General features: G+C 70.0%; 16 protein-coding genes and 3 pseudogenes. 8 read left to right on the top strand and 11 right to left on the bottom strand.

Going from position 1 to position 22,304, the window contains the following annotated elements:
- Nucleotides 1-20 precede the first annotated feature (20 nt).
- The 6 genes and pseudogenes from OG937_03050 to OG937_03025 form a co-directional block, all read right to left on the bottom strand.
- Nucleotides 21-392 (bottom strand): toxin Doc, encoded by a 372-nt coding sequence (locus tag OG937_03050; GenBank protein ID WUD70728.1) that lies wholly within the window; start codon nt 390-392, stop codon nt 21-23.
- A gap of 1 nt (nt 393) precedes the next feature.
- Nucleotides 394-627 (bottom strand): type II toxin-antitoxin system HicB family antitoxin, encoded by a 234-nt coding sequence (locus OG937_03045; GenBank protein WUD70727.1) that lies wholly within the window; start codon nt 625-627, stop codon nt 394-396.
- 156 nt (nt 628-783) lie between these two features.
- Nucleotides 784-1,698: a hypothetical protein gene (locus tag OG937_03040; protein ID WUD70726.1), complete on the bottom strand. Its 915-nt coding sequence runs from the start codon at nt 1,696-1,698 to the stop codon at nt 784-786.
- 139 nt (nt 1,699-1,837) lie between these two features.
- The gene (locus OG937_03035; GenBank protein WUD70725.1) at nt 1,838-5,602 is read right to left on the bottom strand and encodes a S8 family serine peptidase; all 3,765 of its coding nucleotides are present in this window, start codon (nt 5,600-5,602) and stop codon (nt 1,838-1,840) included.
- A gap of 69 nt (nt 5,603-5,671) precedes the next feature.
- Nucleotides 5,672-5,966, bottom strand: a pseudogene (locus OG937_03030) (hypothetical protein).
- Nucleotides 5,967-6,396: 430 nt separating this feature from the next.
- Entirely contained in the window at nt 6,397-7,419 is a 1,023-nt protein-coding gene (locus OG937_03025; GenBank protein WUD70724.1) for a DUF4331 domain-containing protein, read from the bottom strand.
- A gap of 131 nt (nt 7,420-7,550) precedes the next feature.
- Here OG937_03025 and OG937_03020 point away from each other — a divergent pair, with 131 nt between their 5' ends.
- A complete protein-coding gene (locus tag OG937_03020; protein ID WUD70723.1) occupies nt 7,551-8,465 on the top strand; it encodes a LysR family transcriptional regulator in 915 nt (304 codons plus the stop codon).
- 313 nt (nt 8,466-8,778) lie between these two features.
- Here OG937_03020 and OG937_03015 read toward each other — a convergent pair whose 3' ends face one another.
- Nucleotides 8,779-10,746, bottom strand: a complete 1,968-nt coding sequence (locus tag OG937_03015; protein ID WUD70722.1) for a SpoIIE family protein phosphatase — start codon at nt 10,744-10,746, stop codon at nt 8,779-8,781.
- Between the two features lie 216 nt (nt 10,747-10,962).
- Here OG937_03015 and OG937_03010 point away from each other — a divergent pair, with 216 nt between their 5' ends.
- Nucleotides 10,963-11,178: a superinfection immunity protein gene (locus OG937_03010; protein ID WUD70721.1), complete on the top strand. Its 216-nt coding sequence runs from the start codon at nt 10,963-10,965 to the stop codon at nt 11,176-11,178.
- 148 nt (nt 11,179-11,326) lie between these two features.
- Here OG937_03010 and OG937_03005 read toward each other — a convergent pair whose 3' ends face one another.
- Complete coding sequence (locus tag OG937_03005) at nt 11,327-11,761, bottom strand: Rrf2 family transcriptional regulator (GenBank protein WUD70720.1); 435 nt, start codon at nt 11,759-11,761, stop codon at nt 11,327-11,329.
- Nucleotides 11,762-11,891: 130 nt separating this feature from the next.
- Here OG937_03005 and OG937_03000 point away from each other — a divergent pair, with 130 nt between their 5' ends.
- On the top strand, nt 11,892-12,647 hold the full coding sequence (locus tag OG937_03000; protein WUD70719.1) for an SDR family oxidoreductase: 756 nt from the start codon (nt 11,892-11,894) through the stop codon (nt 12,645-12,647).
- 2 nt (nt 12,648-12,649) lie between these two features.
- Nucleotides 12,650-12,787: pseudogene (locus OG937_02995) on the top strand (transposase).
- 13 nt (nt 12,788-12,800) lie between these two features.
- On the opposite strand, the gene OG937_02990 reads toward OG937_02995, so the two are convergent.
- Nucleotides 12,801-13,028, bottom strand: a complete 228-nt coding sequence (locus OG937_02990) for a hypothetical protein (protein ID WUD70718.1) — start codon at nt 13,026-13,028, stop codon at nt 12,801-12,803.
- A gap of 735 nt (nt 13,029-13,763) precedes the next feature.
- Between OG937_02990 and OG937_02985 the strand changes: the two genes are divergently transcribed.
- From OG937_02985 to OG937_02970, 4 genes and pseudogenes are all read left to right on the top strand, one after another.
- Nucleotides 13,764-17,453 (top strand): S8 family serine peptidase, encoded by a 3,690-nt coding sequence (locus OG937_02985; GenBank protein WUD70717.1) that lies wholly within the window; start codon nt 13,764-13,766, stop codon nt 17,451-17,453.
- Nucleotides 17,454-17,617: 164 nt separating this feature from the next.
- Nucleotides 17,618-18,160 (top strand): hypothetical protein, encoded by a 543-nt coding sequence (locus OG937_02980; GenBank protein WUD70716.1) that lies wholly within the window; start codon nt 17,618-17,620, stop codon nt 18,158-18,160.
- Between the two features lie 589 nt (nt 18,161-18,749).
- Nucleotides 18,750-19,427: pseudogene (locus tag OG937_02975) on the top strand (nucleotidyl transferase AbiEii/AbiGii toxin family protein).
- Nucleotides 19,428-19,583: 156 nt separating this feature from the next.
- Entirely contained in the window at nt 19,584-20,408 is an 825-nt protein-coding gene (locus OG937_02970) for an MMPL family transporter (protein WUD70715.1), read from the top strand.
- 107 nt (nt 20,409-20,515) lie between these two features.
- On the opposite strand, the gene OG937_02965 is transcribed toward OG937_02970, so the two are convergent.
- On the bottom strand, nt 20,516-21,334 hold the full coding sequence (locus tag OG937_02965) for an alpha/beta hydrolase (protein WUD70714.1): 819 nt from the start codon (nt 21,332-21,334) through the stop codon (nt 20,516-20,518).
- Nucleotides 21,335-21,415: 81 nt separating this feature from the next.
- Complete coding sequence (locus OG937_02960) at nt 21,416-22,081, bottom strand: DUF4097 domain-containing protein (GenBank protein ID WUD70713.1); 666 nt, start codon at nt 22,079-22,081, stop codon at nt 21,416-21,418.
- Nucleotides 22,082-22,304: the final 223 nt, after the last annotated feature.

Raw genomic sequence — 22,304 nt, 5'->3', positions numbered from 1 at the left:
GCCCGCGCCCGTCCGGTGGGTCAGAGCCGCCAGCGGCGGATCTGGTCGGCGCAGGCGTAGACGTCCGCGCGCCCGGCACGGACCTGCTTCGCCAGGTCGCTGAGCGCCCCGTACGGTGCATCGACCGCCTGGCCGCACGCCGCCATGTAGGCCACCGCGACGAGCGCCCCGTACATGGCGTTGCGGGCGGGCAGCGGGCGGACCGAAACGATCTCGTGGAAGAGGGCTGCCGCACGCCAGGCTGCGTCCACGGTGTAGTCCAGCTTCGGGGCGTTGACCCGGTGCCGGGCGACCGCCGCGACCAGGCCGGAGAAGTCGTGGACCGACGGCTCCTTCGGCAGCACCTCGGCCTGGCGTTCCAGCAGCCAGCGGATGTCGACCTGCAGCTCCACCTCAGGCGGCCCGTCCGGTGGCGCTGTCCGGCTCCTCTTCCGGGAACGCCTCGGCGAACTCCGCGGCATGCCTGGCCAGGAACGCGGCGGCCGTGGCGGCCCCGTCGTCGAGGCGGGGGTCGCGCTCGGCAGCCTGCGTGATCAGAGCGGTCACCGTCGTGCCCTCGGCCTCGGCGCGTGCGACGAGACGGGCATGAACGGCGTCATCGAGCCGGATGTTGATCTGCTTCGCCATGCGCTCAGTGTATAGCAGACTGCTATACGCTGGGATGCCGCGCCAGGCGCTACCCCGATCGCGAGGTTCGTGAGAAGCCCGAGGCCGAAGCGACGACGAATGCTGGTGCCGACGCCGGCTCGCCCGGGTGCGCCGCACGGCGCGCGGGACTCGTTCTCAGGGGCCCAGGGCGAGGCCGACGATGTCGAGGGCGCGACGTACGGAGCGGTTCCAGACCACGGCCGCCACCGCGATGGCGGTGCACGCCATGACGATCGGCTCAGCGCCGTCGGACAACCCCAGCCGGGAGACGCCGATCACGCCACCGATCGTGAGGACGGCCCACACGACGGTACGGATCCACTCCCGGTCAGGACCCGCCACGGCGCCCTGTAACTGGCTCTCGTCCAGAAGCGCGCCCACCCGGGCTTGGCAGTAGCGATCCGCGATGGTCAAAAGGAGTCCGCCGAGCTCCTCCAGCGCCGGGCGCGGATCGCTGTCGAGACGGGCTTCGCAGGCGCGTAGCGCGGCAATCACCCGGCGCTCGTGCGCCTTGAGCGTCCTGCGGCGGTGCGAGAGCAAGGAGACGGAGCGCCGTTGCCTGTGAGCGGCGGATATGCCACGACTGACGGCTCCGATCCGGCGGGAGACCTTGCGTAGTTTCGGTGCCAGCCTTTCGCCGCCCGCCCTGTGCGCCTCCGCGCAGGCCGTGATGGCCTCGGCGATCTCCATGACCAGTGCGTACCGGCGTGCGCCGAAGACCACCCCTGCCTGTCGGAAGGACAAGCGGGCCTGCGGTGCCTCGCGTCCGCCGAGGGAACTGCGAAGGGTCATCACCGGAATCGCGACAGCACCGAAGACCAGCGCGACCACTGCCCAGGGGGTCTGTGCCATGGATACGCCGTCAGCGGTCATGTAGTCGACGGTCACGAAGACCGCGCCTGTCGCTGCGCAAAGGAGGATGCAGGTCAACAAGATGCGAAGGTGACGCCTGCGACGGATGGCAACGCGGACCCGGGCCGGAACGCGGCCAGGAATCGCCAGACGCTTCAGGGAATCCTCGAGTTCGGCCAGATTCTCGTCACCCCACACAAGCCTGGATCATGGCACGGGACGGGTCGCCCGGGAGCCCTTTTCCCGTGCCAGGTGCGGCTCGCGATGTCACCGCCCCGAGGGCCCCGAGGTCGACCGGGCCGAGTGGTTCCCACCCGGCCCGGTCGCCGACGGTCGGTCAGCGCAGGCCGGTGGCCCGGATGACCGTCTGCGTCACGGTGTTGCCCCGCGTGTCCGAGGCGTGGACCCGCAGCGATACGAACGCGGCCTTCCGCGGGGCGTCCAAGGTCACGCGCACGGCGCCGTCCCGCAGCTCCCGCGGCTTGACGCGGTGCCAGGTCCTGCCGTCGTCGTAGGACACCTCCACCTTGTCGGTGCGGACCCGGGCCGTGGAGGCGCCGCGGATGTGTGACGGCTCCACGACGAGCTCGGCGTTACGCCGGGCCGATCCGTCGGTCGAGGTCGGGATGGTGTAGTCCAGCTGCACCAGGGGGAGCAGCGGCGCCTTGCCGTTCCGCGGTGCTCCGGACGTGAAGCCCCACTCGGTGCGGGTGGAGGTGGAGTACGGGTGCCCTTCGGTGCGCTTCGTGGTGGTCACCAGCCGGTAGCGGCTCGTGGCGCTCGGAACCGGGAAGTCGAAATAGGAGCCTTCGGTGCTGCCGAGCAGCTTGTTGCTCCGGCGGAGTTCGACGGACTGCGTCGTGGTGCCGGGCCCATTGGTGCCGGCGTGATTGCGGCCGCCGTCGCCGAAGCCGGGAATCTGCCCGAGGACGGAGTCGCCCGTGCGCCGCGGGGTGTCCAGGTACTCGACGACCCGGGGTCGTTCGACCGGACCGAACCACTGGACGTTCGTGGCACGTCCTGCCGGATAGGCGACCTGGCCGGAGTATTGGTCGGAGTACTGGTTGCCGCTCTGATGGGCCTCCTCCCTCCAGATGGCGCCGGGGGCGGCGGTCACCCAGTCGGTGCGGCGCGCCCCGGAGGTCGACAGCCGGGTCGAGTCCAGCAGGAAGAGCTGGTACGGCTGGATGTCGAACCGGTTCTCGTACACCTTGTCCGTCGTGCGGAAATCGACGTCGACCCGGGCGAGTTCCCTCTTGCCCGGCGCGTAGCGCAGGGTCTTCGGGATGCCGCCGCGCCAGGTGCGCACCAGGTCGTAGAGGTACGCGGTCGTGGAGCGGCCGACGATGTGCATGGGCACCGAGCCGGCACCGCTTTGGATGCGGTCGATCAGGATCTCGCCCTCGGTTCGCGAGATGCCCGCGACGACGATCTTGCTGCGGCTGCCGCTCGGCCAGTAGCGTCCGCTGTCGCCGTTGACGATGACGAGGACCGCCACGCCGGCCTTCTCGGCCGCGGCGATCTGGTCGTGGGAGGCGGTCCGGGAATCGCCGTCATCGTCGTCGTCCGGCGGGGGTACGTAGCGGACTACCGCCACCTTGCCCCGGGCCCCGGCCGCGGCGTAGTCCTGCTCCCGGCCGTCACCGGCGAAAACGGCCGGGAGGGTGTGCGTCCGGTCGGCCGGCCGGGCCGAACCGGGCTCCAGCGCAAGGTCATCGAAGTTCTGGGAGCCCGAGGAGAGGCTGAGCAGAGGCTGCTCCATCCGTGCCCGGACGGTGTACAGCAGGTCGCCGTCGGCGGGCTTGCTCGTCGGCAGTGCCCACATGCTGTCGTGCTGGGGAGCGAGGGTCGAGGTCTCGCCGATGGCGGGAGAGCCGTCGGTGAACGACCGGAGGAAATCGGCGCGGACGACGCCGGCCGTGGTCACCTGCGGTGTGACGACCTCGGTCAGTCGCAGTTGCCTGCCGTCGACGGTCGCCGACGTGTCGGCGTCGCGGACCTTGATGCCGGTCTTGAGCAGGAGTGCCTGCCCGAGCGAGGAGGCCCCGTGGGTGCCTCGGACGTCGCCCCACGACCAGGCCGTGTAGACGCCGTTCGGCACGACCAGGTCGATGTCGCCGTGTGTGTTGGTCACCCCTTCGAAGCGGGACCCGTCACCATGGCGCTGGACCCGCACCACGTTGGCCAGCGGTTCGCCGTCCCGGCCCTGGAAGTGCAGCCGCAGATGGTGGTGCTCCTCGCGGGTGCTGACGGCGACCAGGGTGCGCGTGACCGGCTTGCCGTCCACCAGGCCCGTGAGGTGTCCGCTGAAGCGGGAACCCGCCGGCGCGCGGTCGAGGACGGTGGTGAGCGTGGTGGCGGCGGTGCCCCCGGCCGGTACGGTCACCTGACGGTCCGCCACGCTGAACAGGCCCTGCGGTGCGTCGGGCGCGTCGACCCGTAGCGTGACGGTGACCGCCTTGTCGCCGGAGTTGAGCCACTCGATCCGGCGGTCCACGGTCTGCCCGGGCTTTCCGCCCAGGGAGTGGATGCCCGCGTCGGCGGTGCCGGTGGCCACCAGGCGGGCCGCGGAGGCCGCCGCGGCGTCGACGCGCCCGTTGCCACCGTCGTCGGCCGTGTTGGCGGGCGTCTCGTGGGCCGTGCTCACGAGGGCGTCCTTGATGCGGGCCCCGGTCCACTCCGGGTGGCCGGCCGCCACGAGGGCGGCGGCGCCGGCCACGTGCGGGGTCGCCATGGACGTGCCGTTCAGGGAGGCGTAGGAGCCACTGCCGAACGTGGCGTACTGCGAGCGCGCCGCGAGGATGCCGACGCCGGGTGCGGTGATCTCGGGCTTGATCGCGTCGTCACGGAATCGGGGGCCGCGGCTGGAGAACCAGGCCACCGTGTCCGTGGGGTCGACGGCGCCGACGGTCAGGGCGGCGTCCGCGGAGCCCGGGCTCGTGACGGTGGACGGGCCGTTCTCACCGTTGTTGCCCGCCGCGATGGTGAACAGGGCGCCCGTCTCGGCACTGAGTGCGTTCACGGCCTGGCTGAGCGGGTCCGTGCCGTCGTCGGGGGCGAAACCGCCGAGGCTCATGCTGATCACGCGTGCCTTGGTCTCGCGTGCCGCCCACTCCATGCCGGCGATGACCCAGGAGTCGGATCCGGAGCCGGAGTTGTCGAGGACCTTGCCGACGTGAAGCGCGGCTCCGGGCGCGACGCCCTTCTCCTTGCCCCCGGACGCCGCGCCGTTGCCGGCGATGGTGGAGGCGACGTGTGTGCCGTGGCCGTTGCGGTCCACGACGTCCTCGTACGGGATGAAGCTCCGGGACGAGGCGACGACGCCTGCGAGATCCGGGTGCTCGGTGTCGTATCCGGTGTCGAGGACGGCCACGTCGACGCCCTTGCCGGTGTTGCCGCGCGCCCAGGCGTCGGGGGCGCCGATCTGTGCGACGCTCGACTCGAGCGTCGCCTTGACCTTGCCGTCCAGCCAGACCTTGCGGACGCCGCCGTTCAGCGCCGGCTCGCCCGCGGTGGTGCCGCGTGCCGCGGGCGTCGCCTGGGTGAGCTCGGCCCAGAAGTCCGCCGCCCGGCTGTGGCTCTGGGTGACAGCGGTGCTGTCGATGCTGGTCAACGTCCGTGCGCCGGTGGCGCCCTCCGGCAGGGACGTCAGGTCCTGCTTGCGGAGCGAGTCCGAGGAATAGCTCAGGATGAGGGGCAGCCCACGGGAGCGCGCGTCGTCGTACCCGTCGGCGACGAGTCGGGTGACGTTGAACAGGCTCTCGTCGAGGAGACCGGCGGCCACGTACCGATCCGCCGCGGCGGGCACGACGTAGACGTCCCCGGCCTTGCTGCTGACGCGTACGTCCGCCCGGTCTCCGTTCGGTGCGGCCACGGTGACGGTGGCGGGGCCGGAGCCGTCGGGGGTGACGGTGACACGGTCACCGGAGATGAGGGTGACGGTCCGCGCAGTGGATCCGAGTGAACCGCCATTGGCTATGGTGACGCCCTTGGTCGCGGCCGGGGCGTGGTCGGCGGCTGTCGCCGGGGGGACCACCGTCAGCAGCGCGGTGACCGCCGCCAGGATGGGCAGGCCCTGCCGGGCCGGAATATGTGGTCGCACACGAGTCCTTGGTCGAGTCTCCGTTGGATGTGCAACGCATGGTGTCACAACATGTGATGTGTTTGTTGTCTACCTCCCGTTCAACCACCCCGACCCACCCGACCCACCCGACCCGCCCACCAGCAGTGCCGCCCTTGACGCGGCTCCCAGCGAAGTGCGGGCGCACCAACGGAACAACGGGCTCTCGTTGTGATCGGCAGTCAGGAGCGTGGCACCGGTCTTCTCGCGATACCCCCTCGACGACGGGGACGAGCGCAGCGGTCATCGACGTGTGGAGCATCGAGGTCATCTCGTCGCACACCGGCCGGCGCGGACGCAGCGTGAGAGCGCCGGCCAGGCGGGCGCGTCGCAACCCGTCGCTGACCCCGCGCGGATGTCGGCTCCGCCCGGCACCGGCCCGGGCCGACCGCGCTGCAGGCTCGACCGGGTGTCGCGGCGGGGGGGCCGCGGTGGGGTACGGTCCGCCGACTGGGCGACGGACCGCGGAAAGGCGGGGTCAGGCGCAGGTGGCGCCGGAGATGAGCAGCGTCTCGTCCTTGCCTGGCGCCACGGCGTCAAGATCGGTCATGCGGCACCGGCGCAGTTCGGCCCGGTCGGAACGGAGACTTCGGCAGACTGATCCATACCGGGGATGGTCTCGCAGGCGAGGTGAGGCCGACACGCATCATCGGCTGCGGCAGGGCGCGTCAGCCGAGAACGCATCCGCGCAGGGCCGACTTTGGCCGCGCCGGAAATCCGGTCGCCGAAGCCCTCCGCGACGATCTCGACGCGGAGGGGGCGGGTGACCGGGTTGGTCATACGGGCACGACGTACGGGAAGCGGTCGTTCCGCAGGTGCTGGGCGACGGACGGCTTGAGTCCGGCCGGCACGGCCGTGTTGGTCACGAGTGAGAGCATCGCCTCAGGCGCGTTGTCGGCCAGGGTGCGGCCGTTGCGGGCGGCGAAGCCGTACGTGGCGGGCGTTCCGACGACGTAGGGCAGCACGTCGGGGAACAGCTGCCCGGCCACGGTCCGGCCGTAGCCCTCCGGGTCGGCGCACGTCCCGGTGGCCGCGACGACAGCCGCGACCTGGCCCGCGATGAATTCGCCGACGGCGGCACGGTCCTGAGAGGGGTGCCGGGTGTTGGCCGGGTTGCTGAAGTCGGTGTCGCCGGGCCAGAAGATCGGCCACATCATCGGGTGCCCGCCGCGGTTGATCTGCCGCCATCCGCCGGCGTCGGTGGCCAGCTTGGTCGCGCACCAGACGCCCGTGCGGGCCCCGGGGCGCAGCTGCGCGTGCTCGTGCGGAACCTCCAGCACGATCGATTCCACGGTGGTGCCGGCGAAGCTGTTCTGCGCCTCCTGTGGGCGCCAGTCCGAGAGGTCCACCGCCGTCCCCTTGGCCACCGCCCCGTTGACGACGGCCAGCAGGGACAGGTCGATGTAGAAGGAGTCGGAGATGCGCCCGGCCCAGACGCGGGTGCCATCCGCGTCGGCCGTCTCACCGGTGCGGCCTTCCAGCACCAGGTCGCCGTCAGCGGAGTCCTCGCGCGCCTCGTTTCCGGTCAGGACGTGCAGACGCAGGGCTTGCCTGCCGTCGGGGCCGGGTTCGTCGAAGGAGACCCGATAGGTCAAGGTCTCGAATTCGGCGCCGTCGAAGTGAACCTTGAATTCGTAGCGTGCTTCCGGGTGGAACCCGGGCTCGGCGTAGACGCCGGTGATGTCGGAGTTGACGTCCATGACAAACACCGTGCTGCGCTCACCGGGAAAGACGAACAGGTCGTCGATGAACAGCTGACCGTTCTGGGCCGCCAGCGGAGTGTCGAGATGGTGCGACATGGTCGGTCCTCAATTCTCTCGGCTTTTCTTCGAGGAAAGGGTGCCGGGCGTTTTTCCGGACTGTTTCATCCTCGCCGAGCGGGCGGCAGCCTGGTACCGCCACATCGGGAATGCCGTCATACACTGTGGTTATGAGCAGGTCGCCTCCCGATCTCAGCAGTCTCCTGTTGCTGACATTGGTGGCCGAGCTCGGCAGCCTGGGGCAGGCCGCCGAGCGGATGGGGATCAGCCAGCCCGCCGCGAGCAAGCGCCTGACCCAGCTCGAGCGGCGCCTGGGGCTGAGGCTGGTGAACCGCGACACCCGCGGCTCTGCCCTGACCGTCGAGGGCAAGGCGGTGTGCCAATGGGCGGGGCGGGTGCTGGCCGAAGTGGACTCTCTGATGGTGGGCGTCGCGGCGCTGCGCGGTGACCACGCCCTCGACCTGCACCTGGCGGCCAGCATGACGCTGGCCGAACACTTCGTGCCGCGGTGGATCGGCACGCTGCAGCGGGGGTCGCCCGACGTATACGTCAGCCTCAAAGTGACCAATTCCGAACAGGTCGCCACGCTCGCGGCGAATGGCCGGATCAGTCTGGGGTTCATCGAGGCGCCCACCGTTCCGTCCGGCCTCAACTCACGACAGGTGGGTACCGACCGGCTGGTCGTCGTGGTCGCGCCGCAGCATGCCTGGGCACGACGGCGAGAGCCGGTGGACCTGACCGAGCTGGCCCGAACCCGCCTGATCGTCCGCGAACCGGGTTCAGGCACGCGGGAGACCATCGAGCGTGTGCTCGCCGGCGCGGGAGCCGAGCCGGCCAGACCTCTGATGGTGCTGGACGCCAACGTCGCGGTACGAAAGGCCGTCGCCGAAGGCGCGGGCCCGGCGGTGCTCAGCGCGGTCAGTGTCCGGGACGACCTGGCCGAGGGGCGCATCGTGGAGGTCCCGGTGACTGGGGCCGACCTGCGCCGCCGGCTGCGCGCCGTGTGGCCGAAGGACCGCCCGTTGACCGGCGCGGTCGAGGAACTGCTCCGGATCGCGGCACGTACCCACCGCGAGGATCGCTGACGGCCGCCACGCGGCCATGAGTCCTGCTGCTCGATGTTGACCGTGAAAGCACAGACCTGTCCGTCAGCCGAGGTCAGCGTGACCGGTCCGAAGGTGATGATCGGAAAGGCGGTGCCATTGCCGCCGTGATGGAACCCGGTCGCACCCGTGATCCGGAGGGCCACTGCGGCGAGTGTGCCCGCGGTCTCCTCGCCGACTTCGACACGCGGGCGTGCAAGACCAGTGCGACTGCCGGCTGATGCCCAGTCACGGACCTTCTCGGAGTCCCGGCTCATTGCCCGCACGACGCGGGTGCGTGAGCACGTGGGCGCCGTCATGTGCGTTGGATGACCAGTACGGCCACGTCGTCGGCGTGGTCTACCGCGACTGCGGCGTCGAGGATGCGGTCGGCGGTCTCCTCGGTGTTCAGTCCGTCGTGGAGGGCTGCGCCGGCCAGCGTTCCGGCTCGCTCGAGTCCGGCTTCCAAGGTGAGGCCCGGTCCTTCGACCACGCCGTCGGTGACCATGATCAGCGCGCTGTCCTTGTCCAGGGTGAAGGTCTCCTCGCGGTACTCGGTGTCGGGCACGACTCCGAGGACCGGTCCGCCCGGCAGCTCGTGGGTGCTGTGGCTGCCGTCCTTGTGCGCGCACAGCAGCGGCACGTGGCCGGCGCTGGCGCCGGTGACCCGTCCGTCGTGTGGGTCGAGGTACAGCATGGTGCAGCTGGCGAATCGTGCCGCCTGCATCGTGACGAGCAGCTCGTTGGTGCGCGTCAGCACGGTTGCCGGATCCGGTTCGTGGGCGGCGATCGCGCGCATGGACAAACGGACCTGCCCCATGAGGGCGGCAGAGGCCACGTCGTGCCCTTGGGCGTCGCCGATCTCCATTGCGATGGCGCCGTCGGACATGACGAAGGCGTCGTACCAGTCCCCGCCGATGTCCAGCCCGTGTCGGCTGGGCCGGTAGCGGGCGGCGACCTCCAGGCCCGCGAGGTGCTCGGGCAGCGTGGGGAGCATGGTCTGCTGCAGAGCGGTGGCCAGCTCGACTCGTGCCTGCTGCAACCTGATGCGCCGCAGTGCCTGGCCTGCCAGGTCGGCCAGCGTACCCATGAGGGTCATCTCGTCCAAGGACGGCCGGTATCCGCTGTCGTAGAACACCATCCACGCCCCGAGTGGCTGATTGCCGGTCTCGCTGAGGGGTGTGATGGAGGCGGCGTAGTCGAAGCCGAGCCGGGCGAGCCGCGGAAATCCGGACCCGTGCGGCCAGCGGCGGATGTAATCCTCCCGGTCGGGAATGAATTGCGGCCGGCCGCTGCGGATCGCCTCGGGCAGCGGGCTCGGTTGGTCCAGCGGCAGGCCGTACAGGGCCTCGACCTCCCACATGGCCACCCGGGCATCGGTGGAGACGCGCAGGCGGCCGTCGTCAGCGAGTGCGAGCAGGGCACCGGTACCACGGAAGGTTGCGGCGAGCCGGGTCAGGACGATCTGCTGCAGTTCCTGCTCCGTGGCCGCGCTGATCAAGGCCGAGGAGAAGTCGGCGACGTCCTTGGCGCGCTGTCGCTCGGCAGTCAGTTCGGCCTGCGCCTTCTTCCTGCGCTTCGCCTGCTTGGTGTCGTCGCGGACCACCCCGAAGATGCGCTCGGGGCCGCCATACCCCAGCTGGATCCGACGGCTCTGAGCGGCCAGTTGGTGCCAGCGCCCGTGCTCGGTGAGGTACCGCACCCTCAACCAGGAGGACTGGGCGGAGGCGGAGCGTAGGAGCTGCCGCAAGGCCTCCCGGTCCTCAGGGTGCACTGCCGAGATCACATGGGAAAGCGACACAGTGGGTGCCGGGAAGAGCGCGGCCAGGGAGGGTGCGCCACCGAGCCACTCCAGCTGGCGTCCCTGGGGTGCGTACATCCACAGGCCGAGGTCGGCGGCCGTGGTGGCCAGCCGGAACGGGATCAGTAGGCTGGCCAGGTCGTTTCGCGTGTCCAATGCGTGCACCCAGACCAACTGTCCGTCACCGGCCGGATCCTTCACTTGCCGCGCCTCGATCAAGGAGGCAACGGGTGCTCCGCCTCGTCCGGGGAACTCCAGCACCTGCATCGCGACCGTCTTCGTCCTGGCGGCGTGGGCCACGAGGCTCTCGGCCGACATCCGCTGGCTCGCGGGCCACAGATCACCGAAGCGATGTCCCAGGCACTGCTCCGCCGATTTGCCCAGCGCTGTGGCCATCGCAGGGTTGAGGCTGCGGATGGCACCGTCCAGCGTCACAAGAGCCGCCGGGTCAGCCCTCTGCAGGAGTTCGTCCGAGGCGTTCATGGGTCGCTCCCTGGCACATGCCAAAACAACCGCTTCTTCATTTTCGCGCATTTTGCCACGGGATCATGGATGGAGGATGTGTTTGACCGCCTACGTGCGGTGACGATGATGGGGAGCCGGCCGGAAAGGGTGGACGGTCGCCCGTGAAGCCTTCAACGGACCCCGGACAAGGGCGTATGTTGTGGCAGTCTTTAAAGATCAACTCGTGGGGGCGCTGTGGAAAACCTGCTGACGTTCATGCTCGTACTTGCTTTTGCCGTGCTTTACATGGCGCCGTCGTACATGGCGTTTGCGCGTGGAGCAAAGGACCGGTGGTTGATTCTTGTCATCAACGTGTTCCTCGGCTCATCGCTCATCGGGTGGGGTGTGGCCCTCTACATGGCAACCCGCACGCCCAAGAAGCCCAAGGCGTCGGTGCAAGCCTCGGCGTGAATCGCTGGTGAGGTCCCCGAGAGAGTGGGGGACGGTGGCTGCCGGGGGGCCCGTACGCGCCGAATGGTTGCCTCCCGCCGGCCCCCGAGGGCGGCCCGCGCCGCAGTGATCGGTGGGCACGGGGCGCATGCCTGGGCCGCGCCTGCCGTCAGCGAGGTGCCGCGAGGACGTCCCGGAGCACGTCCTCGAGCGAGACGCGGGACAGTTCGCGTCGTACGGTCTCCTCGATGCCCTCGTAGACACCTTGCATCGCCGGCTGGATGCCGTGACCGACCACACATCCCTGGTCAGGGGTGGTCCGGTGCAGCGCGAAGAGCGGTCCGGGTTCCACGGCCTCGTACACGTCGAGCAAGGTGATCGATCCCAGCTCACGTGCCAGCGACCAGCCCGCGCCCGCGCCTCGCCGGGACTCCACCAGACCGGCTCGGCGCAGCTCGCCCAGCAGGCGTCTGATCACCACCGGATTGGTGTTCGCGCTGGTCGCGATCTGCTCGGAGGTGGCGACCTCATGGCCCTGGCGCTGGTAGAGGCCGATCCAGGCCAGCGCGTGAGCGGCGATCGTCAACCTGCTGTTGGCGCTCATGTGACCCTCCTCCCAGTGGAAACATGTTCTGTTACGACTATGCAGTCGTAACGAGTATAGTTGCGATCGTTGTCGTAACCATCATTGTTGCGACAGGCGAAGCAGAGACCGATTCAACGAGGTGGGAACTATGAGCAAGCCACTCACGGGCAAGGTCGCCCTGGTCACCGGGGGATCCCGCGGACTGGGGGCCGCCACCGTGCGGCTCCTGGCCGAGCAGGGTGCCGATGTCGCGTTCACCTACGTCAGCTCCGCAGGGCGGGCGCAGGCCGTCGTCGACGAGGTGCGCGGCAAGGGAGCGAAGGCCGTCGCCATCCAGACCGACCAGGGGGACATGAGCCGGGCGCCGGCGCTGATCGACGAGGTGGTCGCCTCCTTCGGCGGTCTGGACATCCTCGTCAACAACGCGGCGATATCGGTGGAACAAGGCCGCACGGTGGACGATCCGGACGCCGACACCGCCGCACTCGACCGCATGCACGCCACCAACTACCTCGGTGTGATCGCCGTCATCCGGGCCGCCTCCCGGGTGCTGCGTGCGGACGGCCGCATCATCACCGTGAGCTCCGGACTCGGTTCCCGCGTCGGCCTTCCCGGCCTGGCCGACTACTCGGCCACCAAATCGGGGATCGAGAGGTACACCATGGGCGTCGCGCGGGACCTCGGGCACCGGGGCATCACGGCCAACGTCGTGGAGGCCGGACTGATGGAGAGCGGCATGGAACCGCCGGACCCCGAGACCCTCAAGGCCCTGGTCAGCTCCCTTTCCCTCCAGCGCATGGGGCGCCCCGAGGAGATCGCCGCGGCGATCGCCTTCCTGGCGAGCCCCGCCGCGTCGTACGTCACAGGGGCTGTGCTGGATGCCCACGGCGGCTACAACGCCTGAGGGCGATCCTGCCGCGCCCCCGGAACTCCGCCCGCGTGATGCTGGTCCGGGCTGGTCTCAACCCGGCTGGTGCCGATCGTGTGAGCGCTGGCGGACCGCTGGTCCCCAGCCCACGAGAGCCAGGAATCCCCGTCCCTTAGGACGGGGAGTATGTCAAAGCAGCTGATTGCGTTCCAGCGAGAAGAAGCTGACCTGGCAGTAGCCCTGGATCAGCGAAGGCAGCTGACGCACATGATCGGCGCGGATCGTGTTGTAGACATCGTGCCTGGTCATCCCCGGCGCCGGTGTGTACGTACCGGAGAAGGTCATCAGATCCTGATCACGATGGCTGAAGGTGATGATGAAGCAGTACTCGACGAGGGGATCCGCGGGCTGGGTCATAGCTGCCTCTCGGGGGGGGGACTGGTCTCGTCAATGCGGACGAACGAATGATCCATCCGGTTGCGGCCGCCGCACCGCCGACATCCGGACCGCGCCGGAGTGGGAGGGAAGCGCCGGCAACTGCGCCGCGCCGCCGAGGGCGGCGCCGCATCCGGCTCCTTCGCCTGGCTGCCGGACCACCTCACCTCCCGATCCCGGATGACGTAGCCGCCGTGCACCAGTTCAAGACGGCCTCTTGCCTGCGGCAACCAGGCACGGCGCTGTCCCGCCCCGCACCGGGCGTGACAGCGCCGCATCCGCGGCAGTGATGACCTCATCCAGGATTCGGTCTTGTCTTCGGCATGAGTAAGGGGCGGGTGGAGTCCCGGGCGAGGCCGATGAGCTCGCCGTTGCCGGCCAGGAGTTGGCCACGGAGGAACGCCTGGCGCGCTCGGGACCCATGGCCGAACGCGGCGACTCCCGAGCAGTGTCCGGCGGTCCCGGCGTGGCCAGGGCGGTGAACGCCAGCGGGGCCGTGTCTCTTCCCGGCACCTGGCCCTCGCCGGTCGCGCCGCCGATCGCAGGGTGGCCGACTGGCGAACAGGTGACATGGCGTCTATGCGCCAGCCCTTACACCTGGCACGGCGTCAACTCCCGGCCCGACTGTTGCCGGGCACACGCCGGTGACGCTCGTTCATCGGGCGATCTCAGGGGAGTTGGTACAAGGTTATGCGATCCAGATCGAGGACCGCGGCCGTGGTCGCGGCCACCGCGGTGGCGCTGCTCGCCACCGGGATGCCGGCGGCAGCCGGTCCGGAGCCGGCCGCCGGCACCGGCCGCCCGGCCGTACCGCCGGCGCCGCCCGCGCAGCACACCGTCACATTGATCAGCGGCGACCGGGTCGGCTTCACCGGCAGCGGGAGCGGGCTCCAGGTCAGCGGGGTGACCCCGGGCAAGGGCCGGGGCCACATCGCGTTCACCCGGGCGAGGATCAACGACCACGAGTACGTGATCCCCGTCGACGCCACGCAGCCGCTGGCCGAAGGGCGGGTGGACCGGCAGCTCTTCGACGTCACCGCACTCGCCGCGCAAGGGCTCGACGACGCCACCCGGGCGTCCATTCCGCTGATCACGACGGCCCAGGCCGGCACCGCGCTGCGCGGGTCCAAGCAGCGAGACACCTTCCCCGAGCTGGGGATGGCGGCCCGTACGGTCGCCAAGTCCGAGGCGGCCACGGCCTGGCGGGGCTTCCTCGCCGCCGGCGCGACGTCGCGCGCCGTCGCGACCGGGAAGCTCTGGCTGGACGCCGAGGTCGAGGCGAGCCTCGACCGGTCCGTCGCCATGACCGGCGCACCCCAGGCATGGCGCAAGGGTCTCGACGGCAAGGGCGTGCGCGTCGCCGTACTGGACACCGGGTACGACCCGGCCCACCCCGACCTGAAGAACAAGGTCGTCGCGGAGAGGAACTTCACCTGGGACGAGGACGTCACCGACCTCAACGGCCACGGTACGCACGTCGCCTCGACCGTCGCCGGAAGCGGCGCCGCCTCGCAGGGCCGCTACAAGGGTGTCGCGCCGGGGGCCGATCTGCTGATCGGCAAGGTGCTCGACGGCGGCGGGTCCGGCAGTTTCAGCGGAATCCTCGAAGGCATGGAATGGGCCGCCGCCCAGGACGCCGACATCGTCTCGATGAGCCTCGGCTCCAACCTGCCGAGCGACGGCAGCGACCCGATCTCCCAGGCCGTCGAGACCCTGTCCGGGGACGGCGGACCGCTGTTCGTCGTCGCGGCCGGCAACGAGGGCACGCCGGGCACCATCGGCACACCGGCCGCGGCGCCGAGCGCGCTGACCGTCGGGTCGATCACCAAGGAGGGCGCGATGTCGTCGTTCTCCTCCCAGGGACCGGCGGTGACCGACGGAGGCGTCAAGCCCGAGATCACCGCGCCCGGCAGCGCGATCACCGCCGCCCGTGCCGCGGGCACGCTGGACGGCGCCGCGAACAGCGAGTTCTACGCGACGATCAGCGGCACCTCCATGGCGACCCCGCACGTCTCCGGGGCGGCCGCCATCCTCAAGCAGCGGCACCCGGATTGGGACGCGCAGCGGCTCAAGGCGGCGCTCGTCGGCGCCGCCGACCCGGTCGACGGCGCCGGCGTGTACGAGCAGGGCGCGGGCAGCGTGGACGTGCCCGGCGCGCTCTCGTCGACGGTCACCGCCTCCCCTTCCGCGGTCTCCGCCGAGCTGACCTGGCCGTACAGCGGCAACCCGACCCGCACGGTGACCTACCGCAACAGCGGCGGCAGGGACGTCCGGCTGGAGCTGTCCCTGACCGGTAAGGCACCGGTCTCGCTCGTCACCCGCCGGCTGACCGTCCCGGCCGGTGGCACCGCCGAGGCGACCGTGCGGATCGACACAGCCCGGGCGTCCGCCGGCGCCCACAGTGCCTGGATCACCGCACGCGGCAGCGACGGCAGCACGGCGCGCACCCCCGTCGGCGTCGACGCGGAGGGCCCGGCCGCCACGCTCACCCTCGAAGCCGCTGCCATGCGGCACGGGGTCGAGACGGCGTACACCAACCTGGTGGTGCAGAACGAGAAGACCGGCGAGGCCCAGATGGTCAGCCTCACAGAGGGGTCCGAGGAGCTCCGGCTGCCGGTCGGCGACTACCGGGTGTTCGGCGGGGTGTGGGAGTACGTCCGGTACGGCAGGGCCAGCGTGCCCGAGACGTCCGTCGCCGTGGCCCGGCGCCTCACCCTCACCGGCGACCGGACGCTGAGGACCGACCTGTCCGCCGCGAAGCCGGTCACCATGGGCATCGACGACCCGAAGATGCGGATCAACGAGTCGGGGTCGGCGACCGGACTGGTCTCGTCGGCCGGCGCGGGCGTCCCGGAGGGCCTGATCGCGCCGCTCTACTCCGGCGCGTACCGGTCCTATGCCGTGGGCAGCGCCAAGATGCCCGGACTGGCGTACTTCTCCGCCGCTTCCTGGGAACAGCCGTCCGTCCTCGCGACGACCGCCGGCAGCTCCGGCAGCCCCATGGACGTGCCGGTGTGGCTGATGACGCAGCGGCTGGAGTGGGACCTGGAGAAGCGGGTCACCGACGCCGGCGACGGCGGGGACCTGACGGGGCTTGAGATCGAGGACCGGATCGTGCTCCTGGAGTCGGACTGGAGCCTGCCCTGGGAGGAGCTGGACCGGCGCTACCAGGCGGTCAAGGCGCAGCGGCCGGCGGCGATCCTGCTGGCCGGGTCGGCGTCGATCGGCGCGGACGACCCCACTCTGGGTACCGACGACCACGGTGTGGCCCTGCTGCGCGAGCGGCTCGCCAAGGGCGAGGTGACCCTGCGGATCAAGGGGGAGCGTAACGGCGAGCGCACCTACTTCACGTTCCACGCCCACGACGACGGGGTGCCGGCGGGTGCGAACTGGCAGGACCGGCGCCGGGACCTGGCCCGCGTGGACCACAGCTTCCGCACCACCGGGTTCCCCAACGACCCCAAGGGGATCTACGGCTGGGTGACCTACCGCGGGCTCAATCTCGCCCAGCAGTCGACGCTGTTCCGCGCACCGCAGCGCATGACGGCGTACTACACGCCCGAAGTGCCGTGGACGACGGCCACGTTCGAGTACGCGCTGGACGACGGACCGCTGGGTGTGCAGTACACCAACCCGACGGTCCTCCGCCAGGGACGCACCGTCACGGACAACTGGCTCACCGCGCCGTTCAACCCGTCGCTGTCGGTGAACGGATCCGACGGCCGGGCGCAGGCCACCCGCGCGGGGGACAAGCTGCGTCTCGCGCTGCCGATGTTCTCGGACGCGGCGGGCCACCGGTCGGAGCCCCTGCGGAATCTGGAGTCCGGCGAGACGGTGCTGCGCGACGGTTCCGGCAAGGTGATCGCCCGTAACGACGAGCCGGGGCAGGGGGTCTTCGATGTGCCCGCACGCGGCCAGTGGTACGAGATGACCTCGTCCGCGCACCACGACAGCCCGGAGTGGAAGCTGGGCACGCGCATCACGGACACCTGGCGGTTCCGCTCGGAGCACACCGGTGACGAGCGCCCGCTGCCGCTGCTCGACACGCGCTACGACATGGCGGGGCTCGACGGCGACAACTCGGTCGCGGAGAACCGGGAGTTCACCTTCGGCCTGGGCATCGGCCGACAGACCGGGGTGAGTGGCGGTGCCGGCATCGAGCGGGTGTCGGTGCGGTACTCCACGGACGACGGAGCCACCTGGCGCGCGGCGGAGGTCCGGGGCCGGGACGGCGACCGGCGGGTGACCGTGCCCGCGACGGGCACCGGCTGGGTCTCGCTGCAGGTGACCGCCGCGGACCGCTCCGGCGCGTCGGTGACGGAGACGGTCACCCGGGCCTACCGTGTCGGTTGCCCGGAGCAGTGGTGCGGCTACGCCCCGGCCTGGCCGCACTGGCCGGCCGGATAGTCCGCGAGCCGACACCGCGCCGGTGCGGGCCGCCCTCGGGCCGGCCCGCACCGGCGCGCGTGGGTAGCCCTGGTACTCCAGCCGTAGATCGTGAGCTTGCTGGTGGGCGGCTGAGTGACGGGTACGGTCACTGCTGGGTCCGTAGTGGTGCACACTTCTTCGCCGTGGAGATCGTGGAGAGCGAGCTACGGCGTCTTCGGTCCGGACTCGGTGCTGAGGACGGCCGGCAGCGGCCGTTTCTCGTACGGGTCCGGTTCACCGCCGAAGATCCTGCCCAAGTCATTGCCGATGCGCGTGCGGTGCTGACGCGCGTGGTCGAGCGGATGGGCGACTGGCCTGCATTTGAGCGGTGGTCGCACCTGCTGCCGGCGTGGTTCATCCGACGGTGCGCGCCGGAGCCCATGGAGCCAGAGCCTGGCGAGCTCTTCGACGCCGAGGCATGGCTACGGGAGTGGCGGGCAATGACGCCGGAGCAGAAGGCGGCCGCCGGCCAGGGGCCGTGGACGCTGTCGGATTGGCTGCACTGCTTCGACCCGACCGAAGAAGGGGCGGGTGACGATCGCAGCTGGTGGTGGTGGCACGCCGGAGTCGATGAGTCGGGTGGCGGCTGGGTTCAGGTAGTCACCACCGGCTGGCCCTTCGGCAGCGGTTCGCTCTCCTGGCTGATCAAGGCCAGCGGCGGCACGGATCTGACCCATGGGCCGTGACTGTCACGCACCGTGTCCGGCACAACTGGGACCGTTCCTTTACCGCCAGGTTCCATTTCATCCGCGGTTCCGCTCCCGGCATTCGTCGCATTTCGTGTCCGCATACGTCACAGGTCACATTGTCGATCCTTCCATGTGACACAGGCCAAGGAGTCCCAAGGCACTACCGGTAGGGGCCCATTCGAACCGGCATTCTGTGAGGAGTTCTCACTGCGCACTCGCAAGCGCTATTCCGATATTTGTTCACAATGGTGAACCTGGTGTTGCGGCGGAGGACGATGCCCGGCTTGCGCAAGACCGTGCCCAGGAATTGCAGTCCATAAGGGATGATCACCCTAGCGTCAGGTACAAGGGAACGACTGCTGTGATCGGTGCCACCGTGGCCGTCGCTCCTGCCCGCCCAGCGGCCTGCTGCTGTACGGACCGACCTCGGTCCGGCCAGGACTACCTGTGCGTTTCGCGAGCGTTGTCTGGTGAGGCCTTCGCCGCTTGTCCCGGGTCGGGGGCGCGACCGTTCTCATTCGCGGTCCCAGCCTCAGTGCCCCGGGCCGACCGCCAGAATGCTGGCCGCCCGCGCCCGAGCCACCGCATGACTGACATGCCAGAGCTGCACAGGCGGCTCCTGGCCGACGTCATCGCCCTCGGCTCCCCTTATCCGCTGGTGCTTACCGGAGGCTATGCGGTCCGGGCCCATCGCCTCGTTGACCGGCCCAGCCAGGATCTCGACGTCGCGACGCAGAGCCCGGAGCCCATGGCTGACATTGCGGCCACGCTCCGCGCCGGCCGGCACGCGCGGGCTGGCTGGTGCAGCAGTTGGAGATCGCCCCGCTGTCCACCCGTTTCACCGTGTTCGATCAGGACACGGGGCAGGAGTGCGACGTCGACGTCCTCAAAGAGATCTTCTGGCGCCCAGTCGCCCACAGCCCCTACGGGCCCGTCCTCGCGGAGGAGGACGTCATCGGGACCAAGGTGCGCGTTCTCGGCGACCGGGGTGCGCCCCGTGACCTGATCGATGTGTTCGCCGCTTCCCGTCGCTGGTCGACCATCGATCTGGAAGAGTTCGGCCGCCGACACGCCCGGGGGCGCTTTGAGCGGGAGGACCTCCAGGCAAACCTCGCGGGGGCTGAGTGGACCGATGACGAGGCCTTTTCCGCTTATGGCCTCGACGAAGCCACCATTGCCGCGGCTGCGCTCCTGGGCTGTGGGGTGGGCCGGCGAGCTGGCGGCCCGACTTCTGGAGGAATCCGGCGACCCTGACGGCGACTGAACGCCGTGACGGTATGCACCGGCTGACTCAGGGGCTCAAAGTATCGGGCTGGGGAGCCAGGACTGGTTCCGCGAAGAATTGCCAGATGCTGATAAACGGACCGCAGCAGGCCCAAGAAGCCCAAGACGACGGTGCAGGCCTCCGCATGAATCGCCGGTGACGTCACCAAGGGTGCGAGTCCTGACCATCACACCGACCACAGGGCCACAGGACGACGCGACCCGGGAGCTGGTCGGCCGCCTCCGGGACAGCACCGTCCCAGGGGCAACGGCCGGTACCGGCGCACGCGTCCACGTCGGTGGCGCGAGCGCCCAGTCGATCGACAGCGCCACCGATCTGGCCCGGCGCATCCCGTACCTGATCACCGGAGTCATCGTGCTGTCGATGCTCCTGCTGCTCCTCGCCTTCCGCAGCATCGCCATACCGCTCAAGGCCGCGGCCATGAACCTGCTGTCGGTCGCCGCGTCCTACGGCGTCGTCGCCCTCGTCCTGCAGGGCGGCTGGGCCGGACAACTCATCGGCATCGACACGCCGACGCCCCTGCCCCCGTTCGTCACCGTCCTGATGTTCGCCGTCCTGTGCCTGTCGATGGATTACGAGGTCTTCCTGCTCAGCCGCGTGCGGGAGCCTTGGCTGCGTCACGGGGACAACGCGAAGGCGGTCACTGAGGGTCTGGCCGGCACGGGGCGCGTGATCACGGCTGCCGCGGCCATCATGATCGCCGTGTTCCTCGCGTTCGTGCCGAGCACCGAGATCATCCTCAAGCTCATCGGCGTCGGCATGGCCTCGGCCATCCTTCTCGACGCGACCGTTGTCCGGCTGGTGCTGGTGCCGGCGACCATGCACCTTCTCGGTCGGCGCACCTGGTGGATACCCCGCCGGCTCGACCGCCGTATGCCCGAACTGCACGTCGAGGGCCGGCCCGATCACGCAGGCACGGACGTGTCCCAGTCCGACACCCCGGCGGTCACGCCGCGTTGAGCGCACCAAACGCAAGGGAACAGCGAAGCAGGCGGCCGGCCGGCCTGCTTCGCTGTTGCCGCCGCAGCGTGGTGCGTGGGTTCGCGGTGGGGTGTGGTGGTGTGTGGTCAGTGTTCGGCGCGGTTCAGGCTGGTGGCTTCGTGTATGGCGTGGGCGATGGCGGGGGCGTCCTTCTTGAGGATGGCGCCGTGGTTGCTGGCGACCTTCGCACTGATGCGGATGTTGGGGTTGCGGGTGGTGACGGCCTCGAGGCTGGCGCGTATGCGTTCCTGCTCGTCCCCGCGGCTTCCCAGGGAGGTTCCGGAAGCGACGACATAGCGGACGGGGACGGTGATGGCGTCCAGGACGGGGCCGAGTTCGCGTTCGCGGGAGAGCCGGCCGAGCTCGATGTTGCTGTCGGCCATCTGGTGGGCGGTCATGCGGGGGGTCAGGCCGGTGGGGCGCAGTAGCGGGGTGATCCAGCTCATGCGGCGGAACAGGGTGCGGATGCGTTGTTCCATGGCCTCATCCAGCCAGTCGTGGGGGAATGCGCCGTCGACGAGGACCGCGCCCAGGGAGCGGTCGGGGTTGCGGTGTGCCCAGTGGGCGGCGACGACTGCTCCGTAGGACCAGCCCACCAGCAATGCCTGGTCCACGTTCCTGGCGGCGAGGACGGCGTCGACGTCACGGACGGCGGCTTCGAAGGAGTAGTCCGCCGAGCGCTTTGATCGTCTGCCGCGGGCGCGTTCGTCGTAGGTGATGTGCCGCCATCCGGAGCCGAGTTCGGTGATGACCCGGCGCCAGTAGCCCTGGGTGGCGAACTGGCCGTTGAGGTAGAGGACGGGGATGCCGGGGCCGCCGGTGTCGGTGACGGCCAGGGCGGTGTCGTCGACGGGCACCATGCCGCTCCACGGGGAGCCGGCCGGGGAAGTGCTGTTCCTGGTCATGTCGTTTCCGCCTTGGTGGTGTGAGGGCGTGGGGTGTGGCCTTTTGGGGCCCGCGACGTGGGTCGCAGGGTGCTGCGCCGCTTACAGGCTGCGGGCGGTGATGTTGCCGTGGGGGGTGGTGGCGTGGATGTCGAGGTCGGGGGTGCCGTTGTTCTTCAGGGCGTTGCTGATGCGGCCGTGGCCGGTGCCGGCGTCCAGGGTGGCCGAGACGCCGGCGGCGGCTGCGACGGTGATGTCGCCGGACTGGGTGTCCAGTTCGACGGTGCCGCGCAGGGCCGAGGCGATGCGGATGTCGCCGCGCTGGGTGCTGATCTTGGCAGGGCCGGTGAGCCGGCCGATCTCGATGTCGCCGTCGGTGGCGGTGAGGCGGACGCCGGCGGCCTCGTCGATCTTGATGTGGCGGTAGGCGCCGTCGAAGTCGATGTCGCCGAGGCGTCCGACGCCGCGCAGTTCGGCGCTTGCGGCCTTGGCCTGGATGCGGGAGCCGGCGGGCAGCTGGACGGTGACCTCCAGGGACCCGGAGGGCCCGAGGAGCCGGTTGCCGGCCTGGGGGCTGCGGATCTGCAGGACACCGTCGGTGTAGGTGACGGTGGTCTGCTCGGCGGCCTGGACGTCGCCGTTCTTGGCGGGGTTGGCGGGCAGGACCTCGACGGTGGTGTCGGTGCGGTCGGCGGCGAGGAACTGGACGCGTCCGGCGGGGATGTCCAGGACGGCGGAGATCGGGGCGGGGGTGTCGAAGGTGCGCATCGTGGTCTCCCGTGTTCGCTCATGGTTTCTGACAACGGAAACGCTACGTTGCTTTCCAATCCGTGGCAACAAGCGCGTTGCGCAAAACTCGTATAGCCACAGGTAGATGCCTGGAAACTGTTGCAACCGCCCTGCAGGGAACGCAACGCCCGCTGCTGCGATCATTGCAATGGCTGTGAAGTGAACGCTATAGTGGCGGCTGTCAGGGACCACCACGCAGGAT

This window comes from Streptomyces sp. NBC_00510, from assembly GCA_036013505.1.
GTDB lineage: Bacteria > Actinomycetota > Actinomycetes > Streptomycetales > Streptomycetaceae > Actinacidiphila.
Note: the sequence above shows the minus strand (reverse complement) of the source record. Positions and strands in the feature narration are given on the sequence as shown.

What these genes read in the sequence shown, in the direction of transcription:
- OG937_03045 (WUD70727.1), bottom strand. Translation starts at nt 627, where the DNA reads ATGGCGAAGCAGATCAACATCCGGCTCGATGACGCCGTTCATGCCCGT.
- OG937_03025 (WUD70724.1), bottom strand. Translation starts at nt 7,419, where the DNA reads ATGTCGCACCATCTCGACACTCCGCTGGCGGCCCAGAACGGTCAGCTG.
- OG937_03020 (WUD70723.1), top strand. Translation starts at nt 7,551, where the DNA reads ATGAGCAGGTCGCCTCCCGATCTCAGCAGTCTCCTGTTGCTGACATTG.
- OG937_03015 (WUD70722.1), bottom strand. Translation starts at nt 10,746, where the DNA reads ATGAACGCCTCGGACGAACTCCTGCAGAGGGCTGACCCGGCGGCTCTT.
- OG937_03005 (WUD70720.1), bottom strand. Translation starts at nt 11,761, where the DNA reads ATGAGCGCCAACAGCAGGTTGACGATCGCCGCTCACGCGCTGGCCTGG.
- OG937_03000 (WUD70719.1), top strand. Translation starts at nt 11,892, where the DNA reads ATGAGCAAGCCACTCACGGGCAAGGTCGCCCTGGTCACCGGGGGATCC.
- OG937_02990 (WUD70718.1), bottom strand. Translation starts at nt 13,028, where the DNA reads ATGACCCAGCCCGCGGATCCCCTCGTCGAGTACTGCTTCATCATCACC.
- OG937_02965 (WUD70714.1), bottom strand. Translation starts at nt 21,334, where the DNA reads ATGACCAGGAACAGCACTTCCCCGGCCGGCTCCCCGTGGAGCGGCATG.
- OG937_02960 (WUD70713.1), bottom strand. Translation starts at nt 22,081, where the DNA reads ATGCGCACCTTCGACACCCCCGCCCCGATCTCCGCCGTCCTGGACATC.